Below are 20,456 nucleotides of genomic sequence, written 5' to 3' on the forward strand. Positions count from 1 at the left end.
ACTTCTGCCATGTATTTATTAATGGGTTTTCTTATCATTCATGAGTCCGTTCAGAAAATCCCTTTCCTTGTCAGATAAAGATACATTATTTAATAAATCTTTTCTCCGTTCCAATGTTCGTTTCAATGAAGCGGTTCTGCGCCAATCTCGTATTTTTGCATGGTCGCCCGACAATAGTACTTCTGGTACTTTCATTCCTCGAAAATCGGCTGGACGCGTATAATGTGGATGCTCCAGTAGTCCAGTGGAAAAAGAATCCGCCTGTGCCGAATCTGCATTACCAAGTGCTTCTGGCAACAGTCTTACTACACTATCTATGACAACCATAGCGCCCAGTTCTCCACCTGTTAAAATATAATCGCCAATCGAAATTTCATCCGTAACAATATGTTCACGAATACGTTCATCATACCCTTCATAGTGTCCGCATATAAAGATCAAATGCTCTTCTTTTTTCAGCTCTTCAGCTATTTTTTGTGTATATGTTTTCCCCTGTGGACACATTAAAATAACGCGTGGTTTTGTCTGACGCTTTTTTTTAATAGACTCTACGGCATCAAAAATCGGTTGTGGAGTTAAAACCATACCTGCCCCACCGCCATAAGGATAATCATCCACTTTATGGTGTTTATTCAACGTATAATCACGGAAGTTTGTCAACTCATAGCTAAATAATTCTTTTTCTTGTGCTCTTTTTAAAATAGACGTATTTAACGGATGTGCAAATACTTCCGGAAAAAGTGTAAGTATATCGACATGCATTACTCCAGCAATCCTTCCATCAATTCAATGGTTACTTTCTTATTGTCTACATCAACATGTTTAACGACATCTTCAATATAAGGAATTAACATTTCTTTTCCATCTTCTCCCTTTACGACCCATACATCATTTGCACCTGGTGAGAGAATGGAATCAATTTCTCCTAGTCTATCGCCACTTGTTGTCATTACTTGGCAGCCTATAATTTCATGGTAATAATACTCATTTTTTCCCAATTCATTTAATTGATCTGCTTTAACGTTTAAATAAAGCCCTTTAAACTGTTCGACATCGTTAATATTGTACAGGCCTTTAAATTGAAGTAAATCAAATTGTTTATGTGTACGATGCGTATCAATCGTGAGCGGGAATGTTTGTCCATCTTCTTTAAGGATATAAACAGTTTCCCCAGCAGCAAATCGTTCTTCAAAGTCAGTAATTCGTTTTACTTTTACTTCTCCTTTTATACCATGTGTATTTACTATTTTTCCTACTTTAAACATAGATTCACCTACTATTTGTCAATTCGGATAACGACGCCATCTTTTAGAATGATAGCTTTTTCACCCATCATTTCATCCCAATGTGATCCTATATTCACATCAACAATTGCTTCAACTTCTTTTTCAACAATTTCACTTCCTGATTCCAGCATATCCAATTGCTCGATCTTAAAGTCCAGCAATTTCATCTTTTCTTTTCGTTTTTTCACTTCTTGACGAAACCGATGGGCAACCTCTTGTTTTGATATGCCGTGTTTATTCTGGAGTTTACGTTGTTCAAACAATAGTTGCTGGCACTCTTGATCAAGTTGCATTTTAGTATCATAAAAATGCTTGTGCAGCTTTTGTTTGCTGTTTTCCGTTATAATTTGCTTAATCAATACTTTTTGAATGATTTTCACAAATAAGATTCACTCCCTGGTATGCATTTAATGAATATTACATGGATAGACGAAAAGGCGGAGGAATGGATCAGTAGATTTAAAATGAAGCAATTTTATTTGCAGAAAAAAATGAATAGGGGAACTAATCATTCCCCTACATGATGTCCAAAAACACGCGTTTGTTCGTAGTCGTTTTTGCAGCATATACTACCGTACGAACAGCTTTGGCAATGCGGCCATTTTTGCCAATGACCTTGCCTACATCATTTGGATTAACAGTAAGATGATAAACAATTTTTGTTTCTTCTTCTGTTTCTTTTATTTGAATATCTTCCGGATGATCAACAAGTGGTGTAATGATTGATTCAATAAGATCTTTCATATTATCACACTACTTTACTTTTGATTTTTTTCATCGTGGAATTTTTTCATGATGCCTTCTGTTGAAAAAAGATTACGAACAGTATCACTTGGTTTTGCACCCTTGGACATCCAGTTCAGTGCTTTTTCCTCATCTATTTTCACTTCTACCGGATTAACTACCGGATTATATGTCCCGATTTGTTCAATAGCACGTCCGTTACGAGGAAAACGCGAATCAGCAACAACGATGCGGTAAAAAGGGTTTCTTTTGGACCCCATACGTTTTAAGCGAATTTTAACAGCCATATTTCTTACACCTCCATCAATAAGATTACACAATTAAAAAGTTTAGCAGAAATTAATCTGCCTGTAAAGTATTTTTACATTACATGAATGGGAGTTTCATCCCTTTTCCTTTTTTGCCTTTTTGCATATTCGTCATTTGTTTCATCATTTTTTTCATATCGTCAAATTGTTTAAGCAATCTGTTTACTTTTGATACGGTTGTCCCGGAACCTTTGGCAATTCTTTTTTTACGACTGGCATTGATAATCGAAGGGTCCTGTCGTTCTTTTTTTGTCATGGACTGAATGATTGCTTCGACGTAAACAAGCTGACTTTCGTCAATTTGGGCATTTTTCAGCCCTTTCATTTTATTCGCACCGGGAATCATCCCCATTAAATCCTCTAGCGGACCCATGTTTTTAACTTGATCCATCTGCTCCAAAAAGTCATCAAATGTAAAGGACATCGTGCGCATCTTTTCTTCTAGTTCTTTTGCCTGTTTTTCATCCACGTTCGTCTGTGCTTTTTCAATAAGAGTTAACACATCACCCATCCCAAGTATTCTGGAGGCCATTCGTTCAGGATGGAAGGTTTCTAATTCATCCAGTTTCTCCCCCATACCGGCAAACTTGATAGGTGTGTCTGTCACAGATTTAATGGAAAGTGCTGCGCCTCCACGCGTATCTCCATCCAGCTTTGTCAAAACGACTCCGGATAATTCCAATTGTTCATTAAAGTTTTCGGCAACATTGACCGCATCCTGACCAGTCATCGCATCGACGACCAAATAGATTTCATCAGGATTAACTTTCCCCTTGATTTGCTGCAATTCATCCATCAATTCATCATCAACATGCAGACGCCCAGCTGTATCGACAATTACGTAATCGTGATGATCCTCTTTTGCTTTTTCAATTGCTTTTGCGGCGATTTCAACGGGACTTACATCAGTGCCCATGGAAAAAACAGGCATATCCAATTGCTCGCCAAGTGTCTCCAGCTGGTTTACTGCAGCAGGACGATATACATCACATGCGACAAGCAGAGGTGATCGATTATGTTGTTTCCTAAGCAAATTGGCCAGTTTTCCGGTCGTTGTTGTTTTCCCGGCCCCTTGTAAACCAACCATCATTATAACCGTTGGTGGACGAGAGGCAACGGCAATTTTACTTTGCTCCCCACCCATTAATTCGGTCAGTTCTTCTTTCACTATTTTTATTACTTGCTGCCCGGGTGTTAAGCTTTCTAATACATCCTGACCTACTGCTCTTTCTTTTATTTGCTTAATAAACTTTTTAACGACTTTAAAGTTGACATCAGCCTCAAGTAAGGCAAGTCGCACTTCACGTGCCATTGCATTAACATCTTGTTCATTCACTTTTCCTTTTCCGGTTATCTTTTTCATCGTATCTTGCAAACGATTGGAAAGTCCTTCAAACGCCATGGAAGATGTCCTCCTAACCCAGTTCTTTTAATTGTTCAATCCATTCAAGCATACGTTCATCTACGTTTTCATGAGATGCTCGTTTTTCCAGTTTATTTATAATTTCCAAACGTTGTTGAAACTTTTCGTATAAATGCAGGTTTTTTTCATAAGCTTCCAATATTTGTTCCGTACGTTTAATATTATCATATACTGCTTGTCTGGACACTTCCGAAACCTCTGAAATTTCACCGAGGGAATAGTCTTCAATATAATACAGTTCCATGTATTCCTTTTGTTTGGAAGTTAACAACTTTTCGTAAAAATCAAATAAGTAATTCATTCGATTCGTTTTCTCCAGCAATATGCCCACCTCTTGTTAAGGAAATTCCCTTTACAAATGATCATAACGAACGTACATTCAGATTGTCAAGAAAGGAATGAATCGTTAATTCTCTTCCAACATATCGGCAAATAATCCATACACGAACGCATGGGCATCAAATTTTTGTAAGTCGTTCACCTGCTCTCCAAGCCCGACAAGTTTAACCGGTATATTCAGCTCATTTCGAATCGCTAAAACGATCCCACCTTTTGCAGTCCCATCCAACTTCGTCAGTACGATTCCAGACACATCGGTAGCATCCCGGAATGTTTTCGCCTGATTAAGAGCGTTTTGTCCGGTAGTTGCATCCAAAACGAGTAGTACTTCATGTGGAGCTCCAGGCACTTCTCGTTCAATGATTCGGTTTATTTTAGCCAATTCATTCATTAAATTGACTTTGTTTTGCAATCTTCCGGCTGTATCACATATTAATACATCGGCATTTCGGGAACGTGCGGATTTAATACCATCAAAAATAACGGCGGCAGGGTCACTCCCCGCGCTTTGTTTAATCACTTCTACATCAGCACGTTTTCCCCATTCCTCCAACTGCTCAATAGCACCGGCACGGAATGTATCTCCGGCAGCAAGAACAACATGTTTCCCTTCTTCTTTTAACTGGTGTGCCAATTTACCAATAGACGTTGTCTTGCCGACCCCGTTCACTCCGACAACCAAAATAACAGTCAAGTCTTTTTCTTGAATATTCAACCCTTCCATCTGTTCGTCATCATCACCATAATATATTTCAACCAGCTTCTCGGATATTACATCTTTTATTTGTTCAGAATCTTTAATGTTTTGTCTTTTAACTTCCATTTTCAATTCGTCAATTAAATCCATTACAGTCATGACCCCAACATCACCTGCAATAAGCACTTCTTCCAGTTCTTCAAAAAAATCTTCGTCCACTTTACGGTAACGCGCAATCAAATCATTAATTTTACCGGAAAAAGAAGAGCGGGATTTTGTCATTCCATCTTTATATTTTTCAATCGTTGGGCTTTCATCTGCTGTTTCTTCACGAGAAAATTTATTTTTTAACTTTGCCAAAAAGCTCATCTTTCATAACTTCCTTTCATTCGCGCAATTGTTTTAAACGTTTATTAACTCTTCCGTTTCTTCCAATCGGACGGATACGAGACGAGAAACCCCCGATTCCTGCATCGTAACCCCGTATAATACATCGGCACTTTCCATCGTACCTTTACGGTGGGTGATGACAATGAATTGTGTTTTGTCACTATAAAGTTGGACATACTTTGCAAAGCGAACAACATTGGCTTCGTCAAGCGCAGCCTCTACTTCATCCAATATACAAAACGGTACAGGCCTCACACGTAATATGGCAAATAGTAATGCGATTGCTGTTAAGGCTCTTTCTCCACCTGATAAGAGACCGAGGGATTGCAGCTTTTTACCTGGTGGACGGGCAACAATTTCGACACCTGTATCCAGTATATTGCTCGGATCAGTCAATGTTAATTCTGCATGTCCTCCACCAAATAATTGATTAAATACAGTTGTGAACTCCGCTTTTATTTTTGTAAATGTAGCTGAAAATAGCTGCTCCATTTCTTCATCCATTTCGGAAATAACTGTAAATAATGTTTGTTTTGCCTCCATTAAGTCCTGCTGTTGGGTTGTTAAAAAAGTATAACGTTCGGAAATCCGATCGTATTCATCAATGGCTCCCAAATTTACCGTGCCCAATCTCTCAATAGACTTCTTCAATTGCTGAACATACTCTTTTTCCTCTTCAGGATTGGACGCTTTTGTAAATGTTTGCTGTGCTTTTTCATAAGTCATTTCATATTCCATCTGCAAATGAGATAATCGATTTTCCAATGCAACATCCAGTCGGTTTGCTCTCACTTCCTGCTGTTGTCTTGTTTGGAGTATCTGTTGATGTTGTTTACCGATAACTTTTAATTCGCTTTCTTTATCATGGATCCAGTCATTTCTTTTCGTTTGTTCTTCTCTTTGTAATTGAATTTGTTTTGTAAGACTGTCTTTTTCTAGCTTTCGATTGTCTATATTTTCATTGAGTTCTTCTTCAGTCTTTTCAGATTGATGCATGTTAATTAAATCGTTTAGATCTTTCGTATATGATTCGTGCTGCTCTTTTAATGCTGTTAACTGTTTTTCTAAAGCTATTGTCTTTTCATGTTGATGTCGGACACGTTCTTCTTGCTCAGCCAGCTCTATTCGTTTCATCTGATAAGTTTCCTGCAATTGTTCATGACTTTCTTTGAACTTCTCTTCCTGTTCTATTAAAGTATTAATCGTACTTTGGGTTGAAGTGAGCTTCTGTTCAATCGATTGCAATTCCGCCGCCAGCTCGTTTTCACGTTCAATCATTTTTTTGAAATTGCGTTCGAACTGCTGATGTTCCAAGTCAAAAACAGACAGACTATCATTCAAAGAAGCAATCTTTAATTCCATTTCTCTATAATTCGATTGAACTTGTTGCACCTTTTGCTGCATGTTGGAAAGGGTTTGTTCCTCTGCCTCAATTATTTCTTCTAATTTCTGAATATCTTCCTTTTCATCCTGGACAGCTGCTTCAAACTGTTTTGCCCTTTTTTCATAATCCATTAGCTTAGTCGTTAACTGCTGCAATTCTTTATCTCTTGTAAACAATGACTGGTTAGCTTTTTTTTGAGCACCTCCGGACATGGAGCCTCCAGGATTTACGACATCCCCATCCATTGTAACAATTCGATATTTTCGATTCGTTAAAGCGGCAACCTCATTGGCATCCTTCAATGTTTTAGCAACAATAATATGCCCCATTAAGTGCTCAACTAATTTTTCATATGCTGAAGATACAAGGTCAGATGCTATTCCAACTATTCCTTTATGCTCTTTTATCTTCATAGCCACATTCATGGGGAGAGACCGTTGTTTAATCGATGCAAGCGGTAAAAAGGTGGCACGTCCTTTTTTTTCCTTCTTTAACCATTGAATCGCCTTACGGGCAGCCTGATCATTTGTTACGACAATATGCTGTGATTGTGCGCCAAGTGCTGTGTCAATAGCTATTATGTACTGTTCAGGTACGTCAATCAGTTCAATGACCGCTCCATGAATATTTGTTAACCTTTGTGTTCTTCGTGCCTGGAGCACTTCTTTTACTCCGAAGAAAAATCCTTGAAAATCTGTTTTCATCTCTTCAAGCATTTCTTTTTTGGATTTGATTCTAGCGATTTGTTCATTTCCTTCGTGCAGCTTCGTTTGTGATTGTTGATAGTACACGCGTTTATTCGCTAAGTCGTTTTTAAAGTTCGTTATTTCAGTTTCTTTATCGATGAAATCTTTTTGAAGTATATCCAGTTCCGCTTTTAAATCCTTTTTAAACGCTTCTTTTCGTTCTATTTCAACTTCCAAATCATATGATTGCTTCCCTTGACCGGATTTTTTCATGTTCGATTGCTCTATTTCTTTCTGAAGGGAATGCTTCTCATTCCGTTTTACTGCTTGTTCATTCAAATACTCAATATAATCTGATTTCATATCTTCTATTTTATCTTTAATATTTTCTTGTTCTGTAGTTAATTTTAATTCCAGCTCGGCAATCGCTGATTTTGTGTCTTTCGTTTCGGTTCGCAATTTTTCGAGTTTAGCTTTTTCACTGTTCCATTCGCCTTCAACTTCCTCAATTCTTGTACGCGCATGACTTTGTTGAGTTTGGAGTTTTGCTTTATTTTCGGAATAATGCTTCAACCGCTCATGCAGCAACTTTTTATTTCCTTCCATTTGTTCGAGTTGTTGAGTTGTAATTAAGAGCGAAGATTGAAGTTCCGCTATATGTTCATCCTTTGCTTTTAATTTTTGACGTTCGTTTTCTACTTTCGCCTCCATTTTTTGGATGCTAGTTTTTAAATCGATTTCTTTCCATTTGTTCTCTTCCAATTCTTTTAATAAATTTTGCCATTCACTATGGAGTTGTTCGATTTCTGTAATCAAAAGACCTATTTCTTTTTGTTTTAACTGCTCTTTAAATCTTTTATATTCTTTTGCTGTAGATGCCTGTCTCTTCAGCGGCTCAATTTGCTTCTCTATTTCGTGCACGATATCCTCGATACGATGTAAATTTTCTTCTGTTTCTGCCAGCTTATATGTTGCTTTCTTTTTCCGCTGCTTATATTTCAAAACACCAGCCGCTTCTTCGAAAATAACGCGTCGTTCCTCTGCCTTGGAACTTAGTATCTCTTCCACTTTTCCTTGACTAATTATCGAAAATGCTTCCCTACCAAGCCCTGAGTCCAGGAATAAGTCAACAATGTCTTTTAATCGGCATGATTGTTTATTTATATAAAACTCGCTGTCTCCTGATCGATAGACTCTTCTTGTAACAGACACTTCTTTATAATCAAGCGGCAGCTGTTCATCCTGATTATCGAGAACGAGCGTCACTTCAGCATAGTTCAACGGTTTTCTAGTATCGCTCCCTTGGAAAATAATGTCTTCCATTTTTGCTCCACGCAAAGATTTCACTGATTGCTCTCCAAGCACCCAGCGGACAGCATCCGTTATGTTACTTTTACCACTTCCATTCGGACCTACGATCGCTGTAACGCCCGGAACAAACTCAACCCGAATCCGTTCGGCAAAAGATTTAAAACCTATACTTTCCAACCGTTTTAAATACATCATCATTCTCCTTAGAAAAGTGCAAGCGCCCATTTAGCAACATACAAACTTGAGCATTCCGAAATGAGATAAAGAAAACATGCCTCTGAAAAGGGGATACGTGAGTTGGGCGCAAAACCCGCTTTTAGTCGGCCCTTCTCAGGTACGAGCTGATGTTGACTTTCACCCAAGGGCATAAAGGGGACTAAGCCTTTCTCTAAAGTCAATCGGCAAGTCTTCTTTAAAACAGGGGAGGAATATGAAGTTTGGGACTGCGCTAAATGCTCGCCCACCAAAACCTATGCTAGTTGCTGGGCGATGGAGCTAGACAGCTACGCACCAAAAGTTTATACTTTCTTATCTCCTGAAAAAAGTGTATTTCGACCACGACCGCATAGTAGAAACTAAAATATACGACAGTAACTCTCTGAAAACACTTGGATTATTAACGAATCTATTTTATCATAAAGAGAGGTAAATGATAATATTCTGCCAATGCAAAAGGTATGCTTTTTGTGGAAGTCTTTACTGCAATAACTAAAGAAGAGGTGTAAAAGATGAATTTAGAAAACCCTAATTATGAAAACATGAAGTTTATTTTAGACGAATTATCAAACAGATTGGACGTAGCCAATCGTTCATTAATGGATCCACAAGATTACGATATGGATAAATATGAGGATCTAAAATATATGTATGAAATTATTTCTAAAAAAGGAAGCTTGAGCCCTGCAGAGACACAAGCTTTTATAAGCGAATTACGCGCCGTTCGTAAGGGATAGCAATTGTAGTACTTTTGGATCGAATACATAATTCTTATGATTCATCGCTATAACTGTCCAGCATTTTTTTTGCAGCCCTCTGTTCGGCCTCTTTTTTGGACCTTCCTCTTCCTTCTTTGAATGGATGATCTTTCACCTTTACACGAGAGATGAATTCTTTTTTGTGGGAAGGTCCACTTTCTTCAACAATCTCATATTCAATCGCGTAATCTTTCTGTTTTTGAACCAATTCTTGCAGTTGACTTTTGTAATCCATCGCATGCGAAAAAGCACCAGTATGAATGAGTGGAAAAACATGTGATTCGAGAAATTTTTGTGCTTGTTCATAGCCTTGATCCAAGTATAATGCACCAAGAAATGATTCAAACACATCTGCAAGCAGTGCGGGTCTTGTTCGTCCGCCTGTTTGCTCCTCTCCTTTTCCAAGCAGTATATAATCTCCAAAGTTTAAATGGACCGCAAAACCTACTAGCGATTCTTCACATACGATGGACGCTCGCAGTTTGGTCATTTCACCTTCCGACATCTTTTCATATTTTCGAAATAAATATTGCGATACAGCCAATTCCAGCACTGCATCTCCTAAAAATTCAAGTCGCTCATTATCAGAAAATATTTTGCCTCGATGCTCATTCACATAAGATGAATGTGTAAAAGCCTCTTCTAACAGCGTTTCATTTTTAAATGATAAATTCAGTTGTTGTTCTAATTGTTGAACATCCATAATCATGCCACCTTTTTTTCAACTCCTATATTAAAGAAAAGCGCAAGCGCCATGCCTAGAAACGTAGCGACTGGACTGAAGCAACTAAGATAAAGGAATCACGATGAGCACCGCGAATCGATGATGACTTATCGCAAGGCGCTGCAGGAAGTCGCCTAGTTTCTGGCGCTTAAGCTAGACAGCTATGCACAAAATTATATACATTCTTATCTTTTAAGAAAAGCGCAAGCGCCATGCCTAGAAACGTAGCGACTGCGCCAGCTCAAAGCTGGTGGTTCGATGTCGCCACGCAAAGTGGCGGTTTTAATCGAACATTCAAAAATACCTTGAGATAAAATTTTATGCTTTATGACCTTGTAAATGAAAAGTCTCGCTCGTGCGAGACTCTAGTCTATAGACAGTTGTCTAATTACATATTTTATGATTGACATGTTTAGCATCTTCGCTAAACGCTTACTTTATTAAATCAGGAGTTACTGTTTATGTACTCAACAGCATCACCAACTGTTTTAATTTGCTCAGCTTCTTCATCAGCAATTTCCATATCGAATTCATCTTCAAATTCCATTACAAGTTCCACAACATCTAATGAATCTGCGTCCAAATCTTCTGTGAATGACGCTTCCATTGTTACTTGAGACTCTTCTACATCAAGCTGTTCTACGATGATATTTTTTACTCGATCAAACACATCTGCCATAGTCGTTCACCTCCCTTCAAATAGTATAGAAGAATATGTTTTAAATTTCTAGCTATAACTTATAGTACGTGTTCAAAAAGGAGTATAAAAAGGACCAAGAAGTTCGAGACGGCGTAGTTTTGAGCATAAGGAAAGCTTCCTTGAATCCGCATCGCACGCAGGAAAAGTGTCTTCTTTTCCAAGGTACGAAATGTATGTATTTATATACAAGAGTGGCGAAAAAACAAGCCAACGAGATTCAACAGAGTGTGGTGATTTCGACGTTCGACATAGGACGTGTCGGTACTTAGTCGAAATTCCCCTTCATCAAGGTCAATTTTTTACCGGACTTTCTGAACACATCTTTTTATATTACATCACCATGCCGCCGTCAATATGGATCGTTTGTCCTGTAATATAATCAGAATCATTTGATGCAAGAAAACGAACAGCTTTTGCAATATCCTCTGCCGTTCCGAGCTTTTCAAGTGGAATAGCAGATAATATGGCTTCCTTTTGCTCAGTCGTTAACGCATCGGTCATATCGGTTGCAATAAACCCGGGCGCTACCGCATTTACTAAGATATTACGTGAAGCAAGTTCTTTTGCAGTAGATTTCGTTAATCCGATGACACCTGCTTTAGCAGCTACGTAATTAGCTTGTCCTGGGTTTCCACTTACCCCGACAATGGAGGCGACGTTAATAATTTTACCGCTTTTTTGTTTCATCATTTGCCGAGTAACGTTTTTAACGCAGAGAAAAACGCCTTTTAAATTCGTATTAATAACTTGATCAAATTCTTCTTCTTTCATTCGCATTAATAAGTTATCTTTCGTAATTCCAGCATTATTCACTAAAATATCGAGACTCCCAAATTGTTTGACTACTTCTTTCATCATTGCTTTTACGCTTGCTTCATCCGCAACATCTGCTTGTATGGCAAAAGCTTTACCGCCTAGTTGTTTGATTTCTTCTGCAACAGCTTCTGCTTTCTCTCTGTTGCCGGAATAGTTTACGGCAACATTTGCACCATTATCCGCTAACTCAAGCGCAATCGCTCTGCCAATTCCTCTGGAAGCCCCTGTTACAAGGGCATTTTTTCCTTGCAGCATTATTGATTATCCCCCTCATACCAAGAAATAAAATCTTGCATTGATTGCTCATCCTGTACTGCAAAGGTTTTTACTTTGCGATCAATTTTTTTCACAAGTCCACTTAATACTTTCCCGTTACCTACTTCAACGAATGCATCGATATCGGCATCCATCATTTTCCGTATCGACTCCTCAAATCGAACCGGTGAATACAGTTGCTTAATAAGTAAATCTTTGATTTCATCGCTATCCTTTACCGGAGCAGCAGTAACATTCGCATAAACAGGGATCGATGCATGGTGAAATGAAACATCTTGCAAATAAGCGAAAAACTTTTCACTCGCTTGTTTCATTAGACGGGAATGAAATGGCCCGCTTACGTTCAGAGGCAATACTCTTTTTGCGCCTGCTTCTTTTAATAGCTTTCTAGCCTCTTCAATTCCTTCTGTTGTGCCCGAAATAACAATTTGCCCAGGACAGTTCAAATTTGCTACATCAACGATTTCATCCGATTCTTTCAACGCAGCTTCGATTGCTTGCTGCGACAATCCCAATACCGCAGCCATCGTTCCTTTCCCTTTTGGAAAAGCTTTTTCCATAAGCTCGCCTCTGGTCGCCACTAATGGCAATGCTTCATCCAAAGAAATTGCATTCGCTGACACTAGCGCACTATACTCACCAAGGCTGTGCCCGAGCGTCATGACTGGTTTGACATATTGCTTAAGCAATAGATCTACCCCCATACTCGATAGCAGAAGAGCAGGCTGTGTATTGACTGTTTCGGTTAAAAGCTCTTTAGGACCTTCAAACATAATCTTTGTAAGATCCTTATTCAGTATTTCGTTTGCTTTTTCATACAGAGACCTAATTTCACTGTTTGTGTCATACAATTTTTTTGTCATCCCTACTGCCTGTGACCCTTGACCCGGGTACATAAATGCAACTCGTTTCATTTTACTCCTCCTTGTCCACGTCCATTGTCGCTATAGTCGATTCAATTGTTTCAGTCACTTTAAATTCAACCATATGTCGTGCTTGTTTAATCGCATTCTGAATCGCTCTTCGTTTCGAAGATCCATGCGCTTTAATGACCGGTGCCGATAATCCAAACAGGCCGGCTCCTCCATATTCTGAGTAATCTAATTGATTTTTTAACCCGATTAAATCATTTTTTACAAGACTAGCTGCAATTTTTGTTTTTACTGAATGCATAAATGTCTTTTTTAAGAGTGAAAAAACGTTCATTGCTGTTCCTTCGATTGTTTTCAGTGTAATATTACCGCTGAATCCATCAGTTACCACAACATCAGCTGCACCATTTAATAAATCTCTCGCCTCTACATTGCCGATAAAATTAATTGGTGCATTGTTTAATTGAATAAATGCTTTTTTTGTCAGTTGGTTCCCTTTCCCATCTTCTGTCCCTACGTTTAATAAGCCTACAGTCGGATTAGGGATAGACCGAACTTTTTCTGTATAAATTGAGCCCATGACGGCATATTGCACCAGGTGATGCGCATTCGCATCCACATTAGCGCCAACATCGAGTAATAAAAATCCTGTACCGTCAATTGTCGGTAATGTTGGACTGAGTGCTGGGCGATCAATACCTGGCGTTCTGCCAACTACAAATAAACCTGCACTCATTAATGCTCCTGTATTTCCGGCTGAAATACATGCGTCCGCACGGTTTTCTTTTACTTCTCTCGCCATTATGACGAGGGAAGCATTTTTTTTGCGACGTACCGCGCGAACCGGTTCGTCCTCTGCAGTAATTCGCTCATCCGTATGAATAATCGTTATATTGTTATCATTGGTTAAATAGGACTTGATTTGTTTTTCATCGCCGATCAGTGTAATCTTTATATCGTTAAATTGAGAAATGGCATCCATTGCACCTCGTACAACTTCCTTTGGTGCATGATCTCCTCCCATTGCATCAATTGCAATTCTCATTTGAACACTTCTCCTTTTCATTCGGTAGATCGGTACATTTGAAATAGTCCGGTAAATACGAGTTCGTGCTGAACAAAACTATTCACACGCACTTTCGTTAATCCTTTATCCGTTTTCCCTTCAACAACTGCTTTGGCAACAACCTGTTCCGATTCTTTCACTTGCCGCGTAAATTTGATGTCTACTTTGGCAGTAAGGGCCAATTCATCATTGATAACGGCTACAGCAAGTGAATTCGCCTGTGCAAACAGATGATGTCCCCGCGCAATTTTATTTCGAGAAAATACGTGTTCCGATTTGATCATCATGATGGAGATTGCTCGTTTATCCAACTCCAGATCAATAATTTCACCGATAACATCATCAATCGTCAATGCTCTTACCGTTTCATTCCAATGATTAGAAGCTACAGAACGAATCCGCGCCCGTAACTCAGGAATTGAAAGCTCCATTCGGTCTAATCGGATCGTCTGGATACTTACATTAAATTTTTTGGCCAAGTCATCATCTGTTATAAAAGGGGTTTGTTCAATGGTTTCTTGTAATAGTTGTTGACGTTCTTGTTTCGTTCTTTTCAACGCACGCACCATCCAAAAGTTTATGTTATGACTAGGTACTAATAGTAATATATATGAGTAAATTTCGATATGCAAGTATTTTTTAATCAAGCTTTTCAAAAATAGCTGGGTCATTTCTAAGCAAATTTAACAGTGGGATAAATTCTTCGTTTGCTTCCAGCAAGTTATTGCTTATAATTTCTTCTGCATCTTTTCGAGCTACTTCGAGCGCACGATAATCATGGATCATATCCGCAACTTTAAATTCCGGCAGTCCACTTTGCTTTTTCCCAAAGAAATCTCCCGGACCTCGTAATTGCAAGTCCTGTTCGGCCAACTCAAAACCATTAGCTGTTTCCGTCATAATCTTCATTCTTTCTTTACCAATTTCACCTTTAGGATCAGCAATTAGAATGCAATAGCTTTGTTTGTTGCCTCTCCCCACTCTTCCACGTAATTGGTGCAGTTGTGACAGTCCAAACCGTTCAGCATCATAAACAACCATAATCGTCGCATTCGGCACATTTACGCCAACTTCAATGACAGTCGTCGAAACAAGTATGTGAACTTCGTTATGCATAAATTGCTCCATTATCCGTTCTTTTTCTGCGGTTGGTAATCGACCGTGCATTAAACCTATTTTTATAGTAGAAGAATAATAGGCTTGGAGCTTTTCATATAATTCAACAGCATTTTGAATATCCATTTTGTCTGATTCTTCAATAAGCGGACAAACAACATAAGCCTGTTCCCCTTGTAGTATCTGTCTTTTTATAAACTCCAGCACCCGCTCCAACGTATTTTCTTTTGTCCAATACGTTTCAATCTTTTTTCTTCCGGAAGGCATTTCGTCAATGACTGACACATCCATATCCCCAAAAGCAGTAATTGCCAATGTTCGTGGAATTGGTGTTGCTGTCATAAATAACACATCCGGATACAACCCTTTATTTCGCAATACGCGTCGTTGCTCTACACCAAAGCGATGCTGCTCGTCTACAATGACAAAACCAAGATCAGCAAAAATGACATCATCCTGTATTAATGCATGCGTTCCAATTACTATATCGATTTCATGATTTTTAATAGCTGTTACAATTTCTTTTCTTTTCTTTCCTTTTATTGAGCCTGTCAATAAAACAATATTAGTACTTTCACCAAACGTTTCTGTAAGTGAATGAAAATGCTGTTCGGCCAAAATTTCTGTCGGAACCATTAAGGCACCCTGCTTTTTAGCCGTAACAGCCGCATAAAGGCATATGGCAGCAACAGCTGTCTTTCCTGATCCCACATCACCTTGCAGTAATCGATTCATACGTAAAGGGGAAATCATATCATCCAAAATTTGCTCTAATGCATTTTTCTGAGCGTTTGTTAACGTAAAAGGCAAGCGCTGAATAAATACATTTAACCTTTTTTCGTCGTAGTAGTGTGCATTTCCAGTTGATGCTTCCCGGTTTATTTTTCTTAATAATTGCATTTTCAATTGGAAAATTAAAAATTCTTCATATGTAAACCTTCTTCTGGCATGCTTCAACATACGTTTGTTTTCAGGCATGTGCATTGATTTTAAAGCGCTTTTTCGGTTTGGTAATTTGTATGCTTGTAAATAGTGAGTCGGAATAATTTCTTTAACTTGATCTACATATTGCTGCAAAGCTGTTTGTATTACTTTTCTTAACCGTTTGTTTGTAATCTTTCCCTTTAGGGAGTACACCGATTGAATCGCTTCATCACTTTTTGGTAATCCTTTACGATAGTAATTTATCGTTATTTGCAGCCGGTTCATATCCCACTTACCGCTTAACGTAACTGTATCTCCCTGATTTATGTGCTTTTTCGCAAAACTTCGATTAAACATTACTGCCTTAATAGCCACTTTTTCAACTTCAACCATGAACGTGAGTCGTGATTTTCTTTTTCCATAAAATTGAAGAGAAGGAGCATGAATGACTTTCCCTGCGATAGTTACTTGATCATCATGAATCAATTCACGAAGTGGCTTTATTTCATATGTATCATAACGAGATGGGAAATAAAACAGCAAATCATCAATTGTATATATATTTATCGCTTCTAGTTCTTCACTAAACTTTTCACCTACACCGGTTAACGTGTGGACAGGAGCATCTAACACTTTGCGTCACTCTCTCTTCTTCAACAATGTTTGCTTTCATTTAGTGTAGCATAAGGAAATTCGCAGAACAAAAACCATGGCACCAAATAAATAAAAGCAAATAAAGTAATGATCCATCGAAAATAAAAAAGCAATGATCGCCAGACCACCGCTTTTATACTTATTCAACTGATAAAATATAGGAATATATTGGTTGATTGCCATGATGAATTTCTATTTCAATCTCTTCAAAAGTTTCTTCCACATATTTTTTCAGTAATTCTAATTCTTCTGCTGTCACATCTTCTCCATATAAAACGGTTAGTATCTCATCTTCTTCACCAATCATGTCTTGTAGCAATAATTTCATTGTTTCCATTCTGTCCGGATCAGATGCTTTAATTTCCGAATCAGCTATTCCCATAAAATTCCCATTTTCAATCGTAATATCGCCGATTTTTGTATCCCGAATTGCGTATGTGACTTGTCCCGTTTTTACTAATTTTCCGGCGGCTTCCATTTCCTCCTTATTATCAGAAATATTCAGATCCGGATGAAAGGCTAATAGTGCACTAATGCCTTGAGGAATCGACTGCGTAGGTACAACTACAGCGTTCGTTTCAGCTAGATCGACTGCTTGTTCGGCTGCCATAACGATATTTTTATTGTTCGGTAAAACAATGACGTTTTCAGCATGAGCGTCTTTAATGGCATCCGCGATATCTTGCGTGCTCGGATTCATTGTCTGACCACCCTCGAGTACGATGGTTGCACCAATACTTTCAAACAATTCTTTAATGCCTGATCCTAGAGCAATTGTCACAATCCCATAATTTGCTTTCTCTACCGGCGCTTGCGCTTTTTTATGGTTATCTCCTACAATTGACGTGTGCTGTTCACGCATATTTTCAATGTCCATATTAATTAAACTTCCATAGCGCTGTCCAAGTGTCATGACATTTCCGGGATATTCAGTATGTATATGAACCTTTACTACTTCTTCATCTGACACAACTAATAAAGAATCGCCATGTTCACTTAATTCATTTCGAAACTGATTCTCATTAAAAGGATTATTATCTATTTTTTCTTCTTCAAATTTAACCATAAATTCTGTACAATACCCATACGTAATATCAGCTGTCTCCATAAAGTCCTGTGCTACTTTATGATGCTCTGCCTGAACGAGACTTTCCATTTCGACTGTATCCATCGCTTCTTTTGGTAATTCCTCGCCTTTTAAAACAGCTAGAAATCCTTCATATATCGTTACTAGGCCTTGTCCACCAGAATCAACGACCCCTACTTCTTTTAATACCGGTAGAAGCTCAGGTGTCCGTTTTAATGATTCTTTTGCTTCCATTACTATCTTATCCATTAACTGAACAAGATCTGTTTCGGTCTTGGCCACTTTGGAGGCTGTACTAGCTGCATCCTTTGCAACCGTCAGTATCGTTCCCTCTACAGGTTTCATAACCGCTTTATATGCTGTTTTCACGCCGGACTCAAATGCGTCTGCAAACTCTTTTGCATTAACAGCCTTCTTTCCTTCCAGCCCTTTAGCAAATCCACGAAAAATCTGTGACAAAATAACTCCTGAATTCCCTCGTGCACCCATCAATAATCCTTTACTGAAAGCTTGGGAAACGTCAGCGACATTGTTGCTATCCGCCTTTTTTACTTCATTCACACCGGATGTCATCGATAAGTTCATATTTGTACCTGTATCACCATCAGGCACGGGGAATACGTTTAATGCATCTATTTTCTTTGAATTATTTGATAAATGATGAGCACCTAATAATATCATTTGTATTAACTCCTGCCCATCCAACATACGTTTTGTCACTATACTTCCTCCTCATTGTCAACATAAATAGTTAATCATTTTCTACTCGGACTCCTTGAACATAAATGTTAACAGAATCAATTGTTAACCCGAGCGATTGCTTCAGCGTGTACTTCACTTGAGTTTGAACGTTATGAGCTACTTCAGAAATTCTGGTGCCATAGCTTACGATAATGTACATATCAATATGAAGTGTTGTTTCTTCCTGTCTTACGATAATCCCGCGTGAAAAATTTTCTTTTCTTAGTATTTCGGCAATACCATCCTTTATTTGACTTTTAGAAGCCATTCCTACAATACCGTAGCATTCTACAGCTGCTCCGCCGGCAATAGTAGCAATTACTTCATTCGTAATAGTTACTCGGCCGTCTTCTGTATAAAGTTCAATGGACATAAATATCCTCCTTTTATTCAAGAAATGGTTGTCGAACTATATTGTAATCGTAAAAATTTTGCCAATTAATAAGACACCAACAATTAGTGAATGCTTTTGATTTCTTCTGATCTTTGCTTAACAAACATTTTACTATATACATTTCATTTTTAAAAGCAGTCATATTATATCATTAATACAGACCATATAATACACTTCATATCAATATTTCTTTCCTTTCACTGCAGAAGTTATTGCAATCTGTGTATACGTATGATAAATTATATAAGTATTATATTGACACATGTTGGATTAGGAGGGATTTACATGGCTAGAAAATGTGTTATTACTGGACGCAAAACTGGAACTGGAAACCATCGTTCACACGCTATGAATTCCAATAAACGTAAATGGAAAGCAAATGTTCAAAAAGTTAGAATTATGGTTGACGGTAAGCCGAAGCGTGTTTATGTTTCTGCTCGAGCGCTTAAAAAAGGAAATATCGAACGCGTATAAACTTTTTGTAGACCAAAGACGGATGTGACTTTGGTCTTCATTTGTAAATAAGAACAGTCTTATATACGAATAAATCATGCTTTGACCATGTCATTTTGGAATTTAATTTGCCATACATGCAGCACATAACTGCACCGCAGAAATAGACGTCATTGGATGATGATGGAATCCAAATATAAAAAGCACCCTTTACTTTGGGGTGCCTTTTATATTATCGGGACATACGGATAAGCAAAAAGAATAATAACGATCATGAGTCCACTATGAATTACGTGCATTTATTTTTCCTTTTTAAAAACACCGATCACTACACGTACAAATCCGCCAATAAATCTTGGGAGTTTTATCGTATAAAATTTCATGAGTTCCCCCTCCTCTGCATACAAACAGCACAGTATTGGAATCGCTTATAAGGAAAAACCTGCATCACGACTCTTTATTACCAATAATATGCCTGCTTCATAATAAAAAGTACCACTTTTTGCAAGAAGCTTATTTGAAATGCAGCGGGTAGAGCCCCAGGAAATGTTTTTATTCTCTAATGGGTAATAAAAATCAGTTAATGTCAAGCCTTCTACAGATGATGAAAATGGCACAAATGATACATTTGGATACATTTCGCTCTGTACAACCGTATGCTCGCCCGGAAAAGTTAATTCGAGTTCATTAAATTTATCAACAATAATGCCTCTTACACCTTTGTTTACCAAGAAGTAAAGCAATTGTATATTAATAAGTTCATGATCGATTCGCCCGCCAGTTACACCGAACAAATAAATATTTTTCGGCTTTAAGTTCATAGCCTGGTCAATAGCGAGTTCCAAATCCGTTTTATCTTTTTCCACCGGATATAAACAAAAATCAGCAACTGCTTTTTTTATTTGCTGTTTTTCCTGTTCGTTAATGGAATCGAAGTCACCTATTGCATAATCGGCGTTTATGCCGTTTTCCACCAACGTTAATGCTCCACGATCTGCCCCAATCCATACGTCGACTTTATTTAAATATAAATCAATATTAGGCAATAATTGTTCCGGGCCATTGCCAACTACACCGATATTTACCATACC

Annotated in this window: 22 protein-coding genes; 2 read left to right on the forward strand and 20 right to left on the reverse strand. The window is 38.1% G+C overall.

Annotation, left to right across the window (positions count from 1 at the left end):
• Nucleotides 1-18: 18 nt before the first annotated feature.
• The 9 genes from trmD to smc form a co-directional block, all read right to left on the reverse strand.
• Nucleotides 19-762: a tRNA (guanosine(37)-N1)-methyltransferase TrmD gene (gene trmD, locus ACLIBG_RS01640; RefSeq protein WP_439310963.1), complete on the reverse strand. Its 744-nt coding sequence runs from the start codon at nucleotides 760-762 to the stop codon at nucleotides 19-21.
• A complete protein-coding gene (rimM, locus tag ACLIBG_RS01645; protein WP_439310964.1) occupies nucleotides 762-1,265 on the reverse strand; it encodes a ribosome maturation factor RimM in 504 nt (167 codons plus the stop codon). Before rimM ends, trmD begins: the two co-directional genes overlap by 1 nt.
• Nucleotides 1,266-1,276: 11 nt before the next feature.
• Nucleotides 1,277-1,666: a YlqD family protein gene (locus tag ACLIBG_RS01650; RefSeq protein ID WP_439310965.1), complete on the reverse strand. Its 390-nt coding sequence runs from the start codon at nucleotides 1,664-1,666 to the stop codon at nucleotides 1,277-1,279.
• A gap of 136 nt (nucleotides 1,667-1,802) precedes the next feature.
• Nucleotides 1,803-2,030 (reverse strand): KH domain-containing protein, encoded by a 228-nt coding sequence (locus ACLIBG_RS01655; protein WP_439310966.1) that lies wholly within the window; start codon nucleotides 2,028-2,030, stop codon nucleotides 1,803-1,805.
• 14 nt (nucleotides 2,031-2,044) lie between these two features.
• Nucleotides 2,045-2,317, reverse strand: coding sequence for a 30S ribosomal protein S16 (rpsP, locus tag ACLIBG_RS01660; RefSeq protein WP_439310967.1), 273 nt, complete (start codon nucleotides 2,315-2,317; stop codon nucleotides 2,045-2,047).
• Nucleotides 2,318-2,396: 79 nt separating this feature from the next.
• Complete coding sequence (gene ffh / locus ACLIBG_RS01665) at nucleotides 2,397-3,740, reverse strand: signal recognition particle protein (RefSeq protein ID WP_439310968.1); 1,344 nt, start codon at nucleotides 3,738-3,740, stop codon at nucleotides 2,397-2,399.
• Nucleotides 3,741-3,753: 13 nt separating this feature from the next.
• Entirely contained in the window at nucleotides 3,754-4,086 is a 333-nt protein-coding gene (locus tag ACLIBG_RS01670) for a putative DNA-binding protein (protein WP_439311077.1), read from the reverse strand.
• Between the two features lie 81 nt (nucleotides 4,087-4,167).
• Nucleotides 4,168-5,166: a signal recognition particle-docking protein FtsY gene (ftsY, locus tag ACLIBG_RS01675; RefSeq protein ID WP_439310969.1), complete on the reverse strand. Its 999-nt coding sequence runs from the start codon at nucleotides 5,164-5,166 to the stop codon at nucleotides 4,168-4,170.
• 33 nt (nucleotides 5,167-5,199) lie between these two features.
• The gene (gene smc / locus ACLIBG_RS01680) at nucleotides 5,200-8,760 is read right to left on the reverse strand and encodes a chromosome segregation protein SMC (RefSeq protein WP_439310970.1); all 3,561 of its coding nucleotides are present in this window, start codon (nucleotides 8,758-8,760) and stop codon (nucleotides 5,200-5,202) included.
• A gap of 536 nt (nucleotides 8,761-9,296) precedes the next feature.
• Between smc and ACLIBG_RS01685 the strand changes: the two genes are divergently transcribed.
• Nucleotides 9,297-9,521, forward strand: coding sequence for a DUF1128 domain-containing protein (locus ACLIBG_RS01685; protein WP_439310971.1), 225 nt, complete (start codon nucleotides 9,297-9,299; stop codon nucleotides 9,519-9,521).
• 34 nt (nucleotides 9,522-9,555) lie between these two features.
• Here the strand turns inward: ACLIBG_RS01685 and rnc are convergent, their stop codons facing one another.
• The 9 genes from rnc to ACLIBG_RS01730 all read right to left on the reverse strand — a co-directional run bounded on the left by rnc (nucleotide 9,556) and on the right by ACLIBG_RS01730 (nucleotide 18,891).
• Nucleotides 9,556-10,245: a ribonuclease III gene (gene rnc / locus ACLIBG_RS01690; protein WP_439310972.1), complete on the reverse strand. Its 690-nt coding sequence runs from the start codon at nucleotides 10,243-10,245 to the stop codon at nucleotides 9,556-9,558.
• A gap of 466 nt (nucleotides 10,246-10,711) precedes the next feature.
• The gene (locus ACLIBG_RS01695; RefSeq protein ID WP_439310973.1) at nucleotides 10,712-10,945 is read right to left on the reverse strand and encodes an acyl carrier protein; all 234 of its coding nucleotides are present in this window, start codon (nucleotides 10,943-10,945) and stop codon (nucleotides 10,712-10,714) included.
• A gap of 351 nt (nucleotides 10,946-11,296) precedes the next feature.
• Complete coding sequence (gene fabG / locus ACLIBG_RS01700; RefSeq protein ID WP_439310974.1) at nucleotides 11,297-12,037, reverse strand: 3-oxoacyl-[acyl-carrier-protein] reductase; 741 nt, start codon at nucleotides 12,035-12,037, stop codon at nucleotides 11,297-11,299.
• Nucleotides 12,037-12,972 (reverse strand): ACP S-malonyltransferase, encoded by a 936-nt coding sequence (gene fabD / locus ACLIBG_RS01705; RefSeq protein WP_439310975.1) that lies wholly within the window; start codon nucleotides 12,970-12,972, stop codon nucleotides 12,037-12,039. Before fabD ends, fabG begins: the two co-directional genes overlap by 1 nt.
• 1 nt (nucleotide 12,973) lies before the next feature.
• A complete protein-coding gene (plsX, locus tag ACLIBG_RS01710) occupies nucleotides 12,974-13,975 on the reverse strand; it encodes a phosphate acyltransferase PlsX (RefSeq protein ID WP_439310976.1) in 1,002 nt (333 codons plus the stop codon).
• Nucleotides 13,976-13,992: 17 nt separating this feature from the next.
• A complete protein-coding gene (fapR, locus tag ACLIBG_RS01715) occupies nucleotides 13,993-14,553 on the reverse strand; it encodes a transcription factor FapR (RefSeq protein ID WP_439310977.1) in 561 nt (186 codons plus the stop codon).
• An 82-nt stretch (nucleotides 14,554-14,635) separates the two neighbouring features.
• Nucleotides 14,636-16,669: an ATP-dependent DNA helicase RecG gene (gene recG, locus ACLIBG_RS01720; RefSeq protein WP_439310978.1), complete on the reverse strand. Its 2,034-nt coding sequence runs from the start codon at nucleotides 16,667-16,669 to the stop codon at nucleotides 14,636-14,638.
• Between the two features lie 160 nt (nucleotides 16,670-16,829).
• Nucleotides 16,830-18,497 (reverse strand): DAK2 domain-containing protein, encoded by a 1,668-nt coding sequence (locus ACLIBG_RS01725; RefSeq protein WP_439310979.1) that lies wholly within the window; start codon nucleotides 18,495-18,497, stop codon nucleotides 16,830-16,832.
• Nucleotides 18,498-18,528: 31 nt separating this feature from the next.
• The gene (locus tag ACLIBG_RS01730; RefSeq protein WP_439310980.1) at nucleotides 18,529-18,891 is read right to left on the reverse strand and encodes an Asp23/Gls24 family envelope stress response protein; all 363 of its coding nucleotides are present in this window, start codon (nucleotides 18,889-18,891) and stop codon (nucleotides 18,529-18,531) included.
• Nucleotides 18,892-19,197: 306 nt separating this feature from the next.
• On the opposite strand from ACLIBG_RS01730, the gene rpmB reads away from it, so the two are divergent.
• On the forward strand, nucleotides 19,198-19,386 hold the full coding sequence (gene rpmB, locus ACLIBG_RS01735) for a 50S ribosomal protein L28 (RefSeq protein WP_439310981.1): 189 nt from the start codon (nucleotides 19,198-19,200) through the stop codon (nucleotides 19,384-19,386).
• 278 nt (nucleotides 19,387-19,664) lie between these two features.
• Here the strand turns inward: rpmB and spoVM are convergent, their stop codons facing one another.
• Entirely contained in the window at nucleotides 19,665-19,748 is an 84-nt protein-coding gene (gene spoVM / locus ACLIBG_RS01740) for a stage V sporulation protein SpoVM (RefSeq protein WP_439311078.1), read from the reverse strand.
• A gap of 45 nt (nucleotides 19,749-19,793) precedes the next feature.
• On the reverse strand, nucleotides 19,794-20,453 hold the full coding sequence (locus ACLIBG_RS01745) for a thiamine diphosphokinase (protein ID WP_439310982.1): 660 nt from the start codon (nucleotides 20,451-20,453) through the stop codon (nucleotides 19,794-19,796).
• Between the last annotated feature and the right edge of the window lie 3 nt (nucleotides 20,454-20,456).

Origin of the sequence: Virgibacillus sp. W0181, assembly GCF_051846915.1 — a bacterium.
Classification (GTDB): Bacteria; Bacillota; Bacilli; order Bacillales; family Amphibacillaceae; genus JBPYCR01.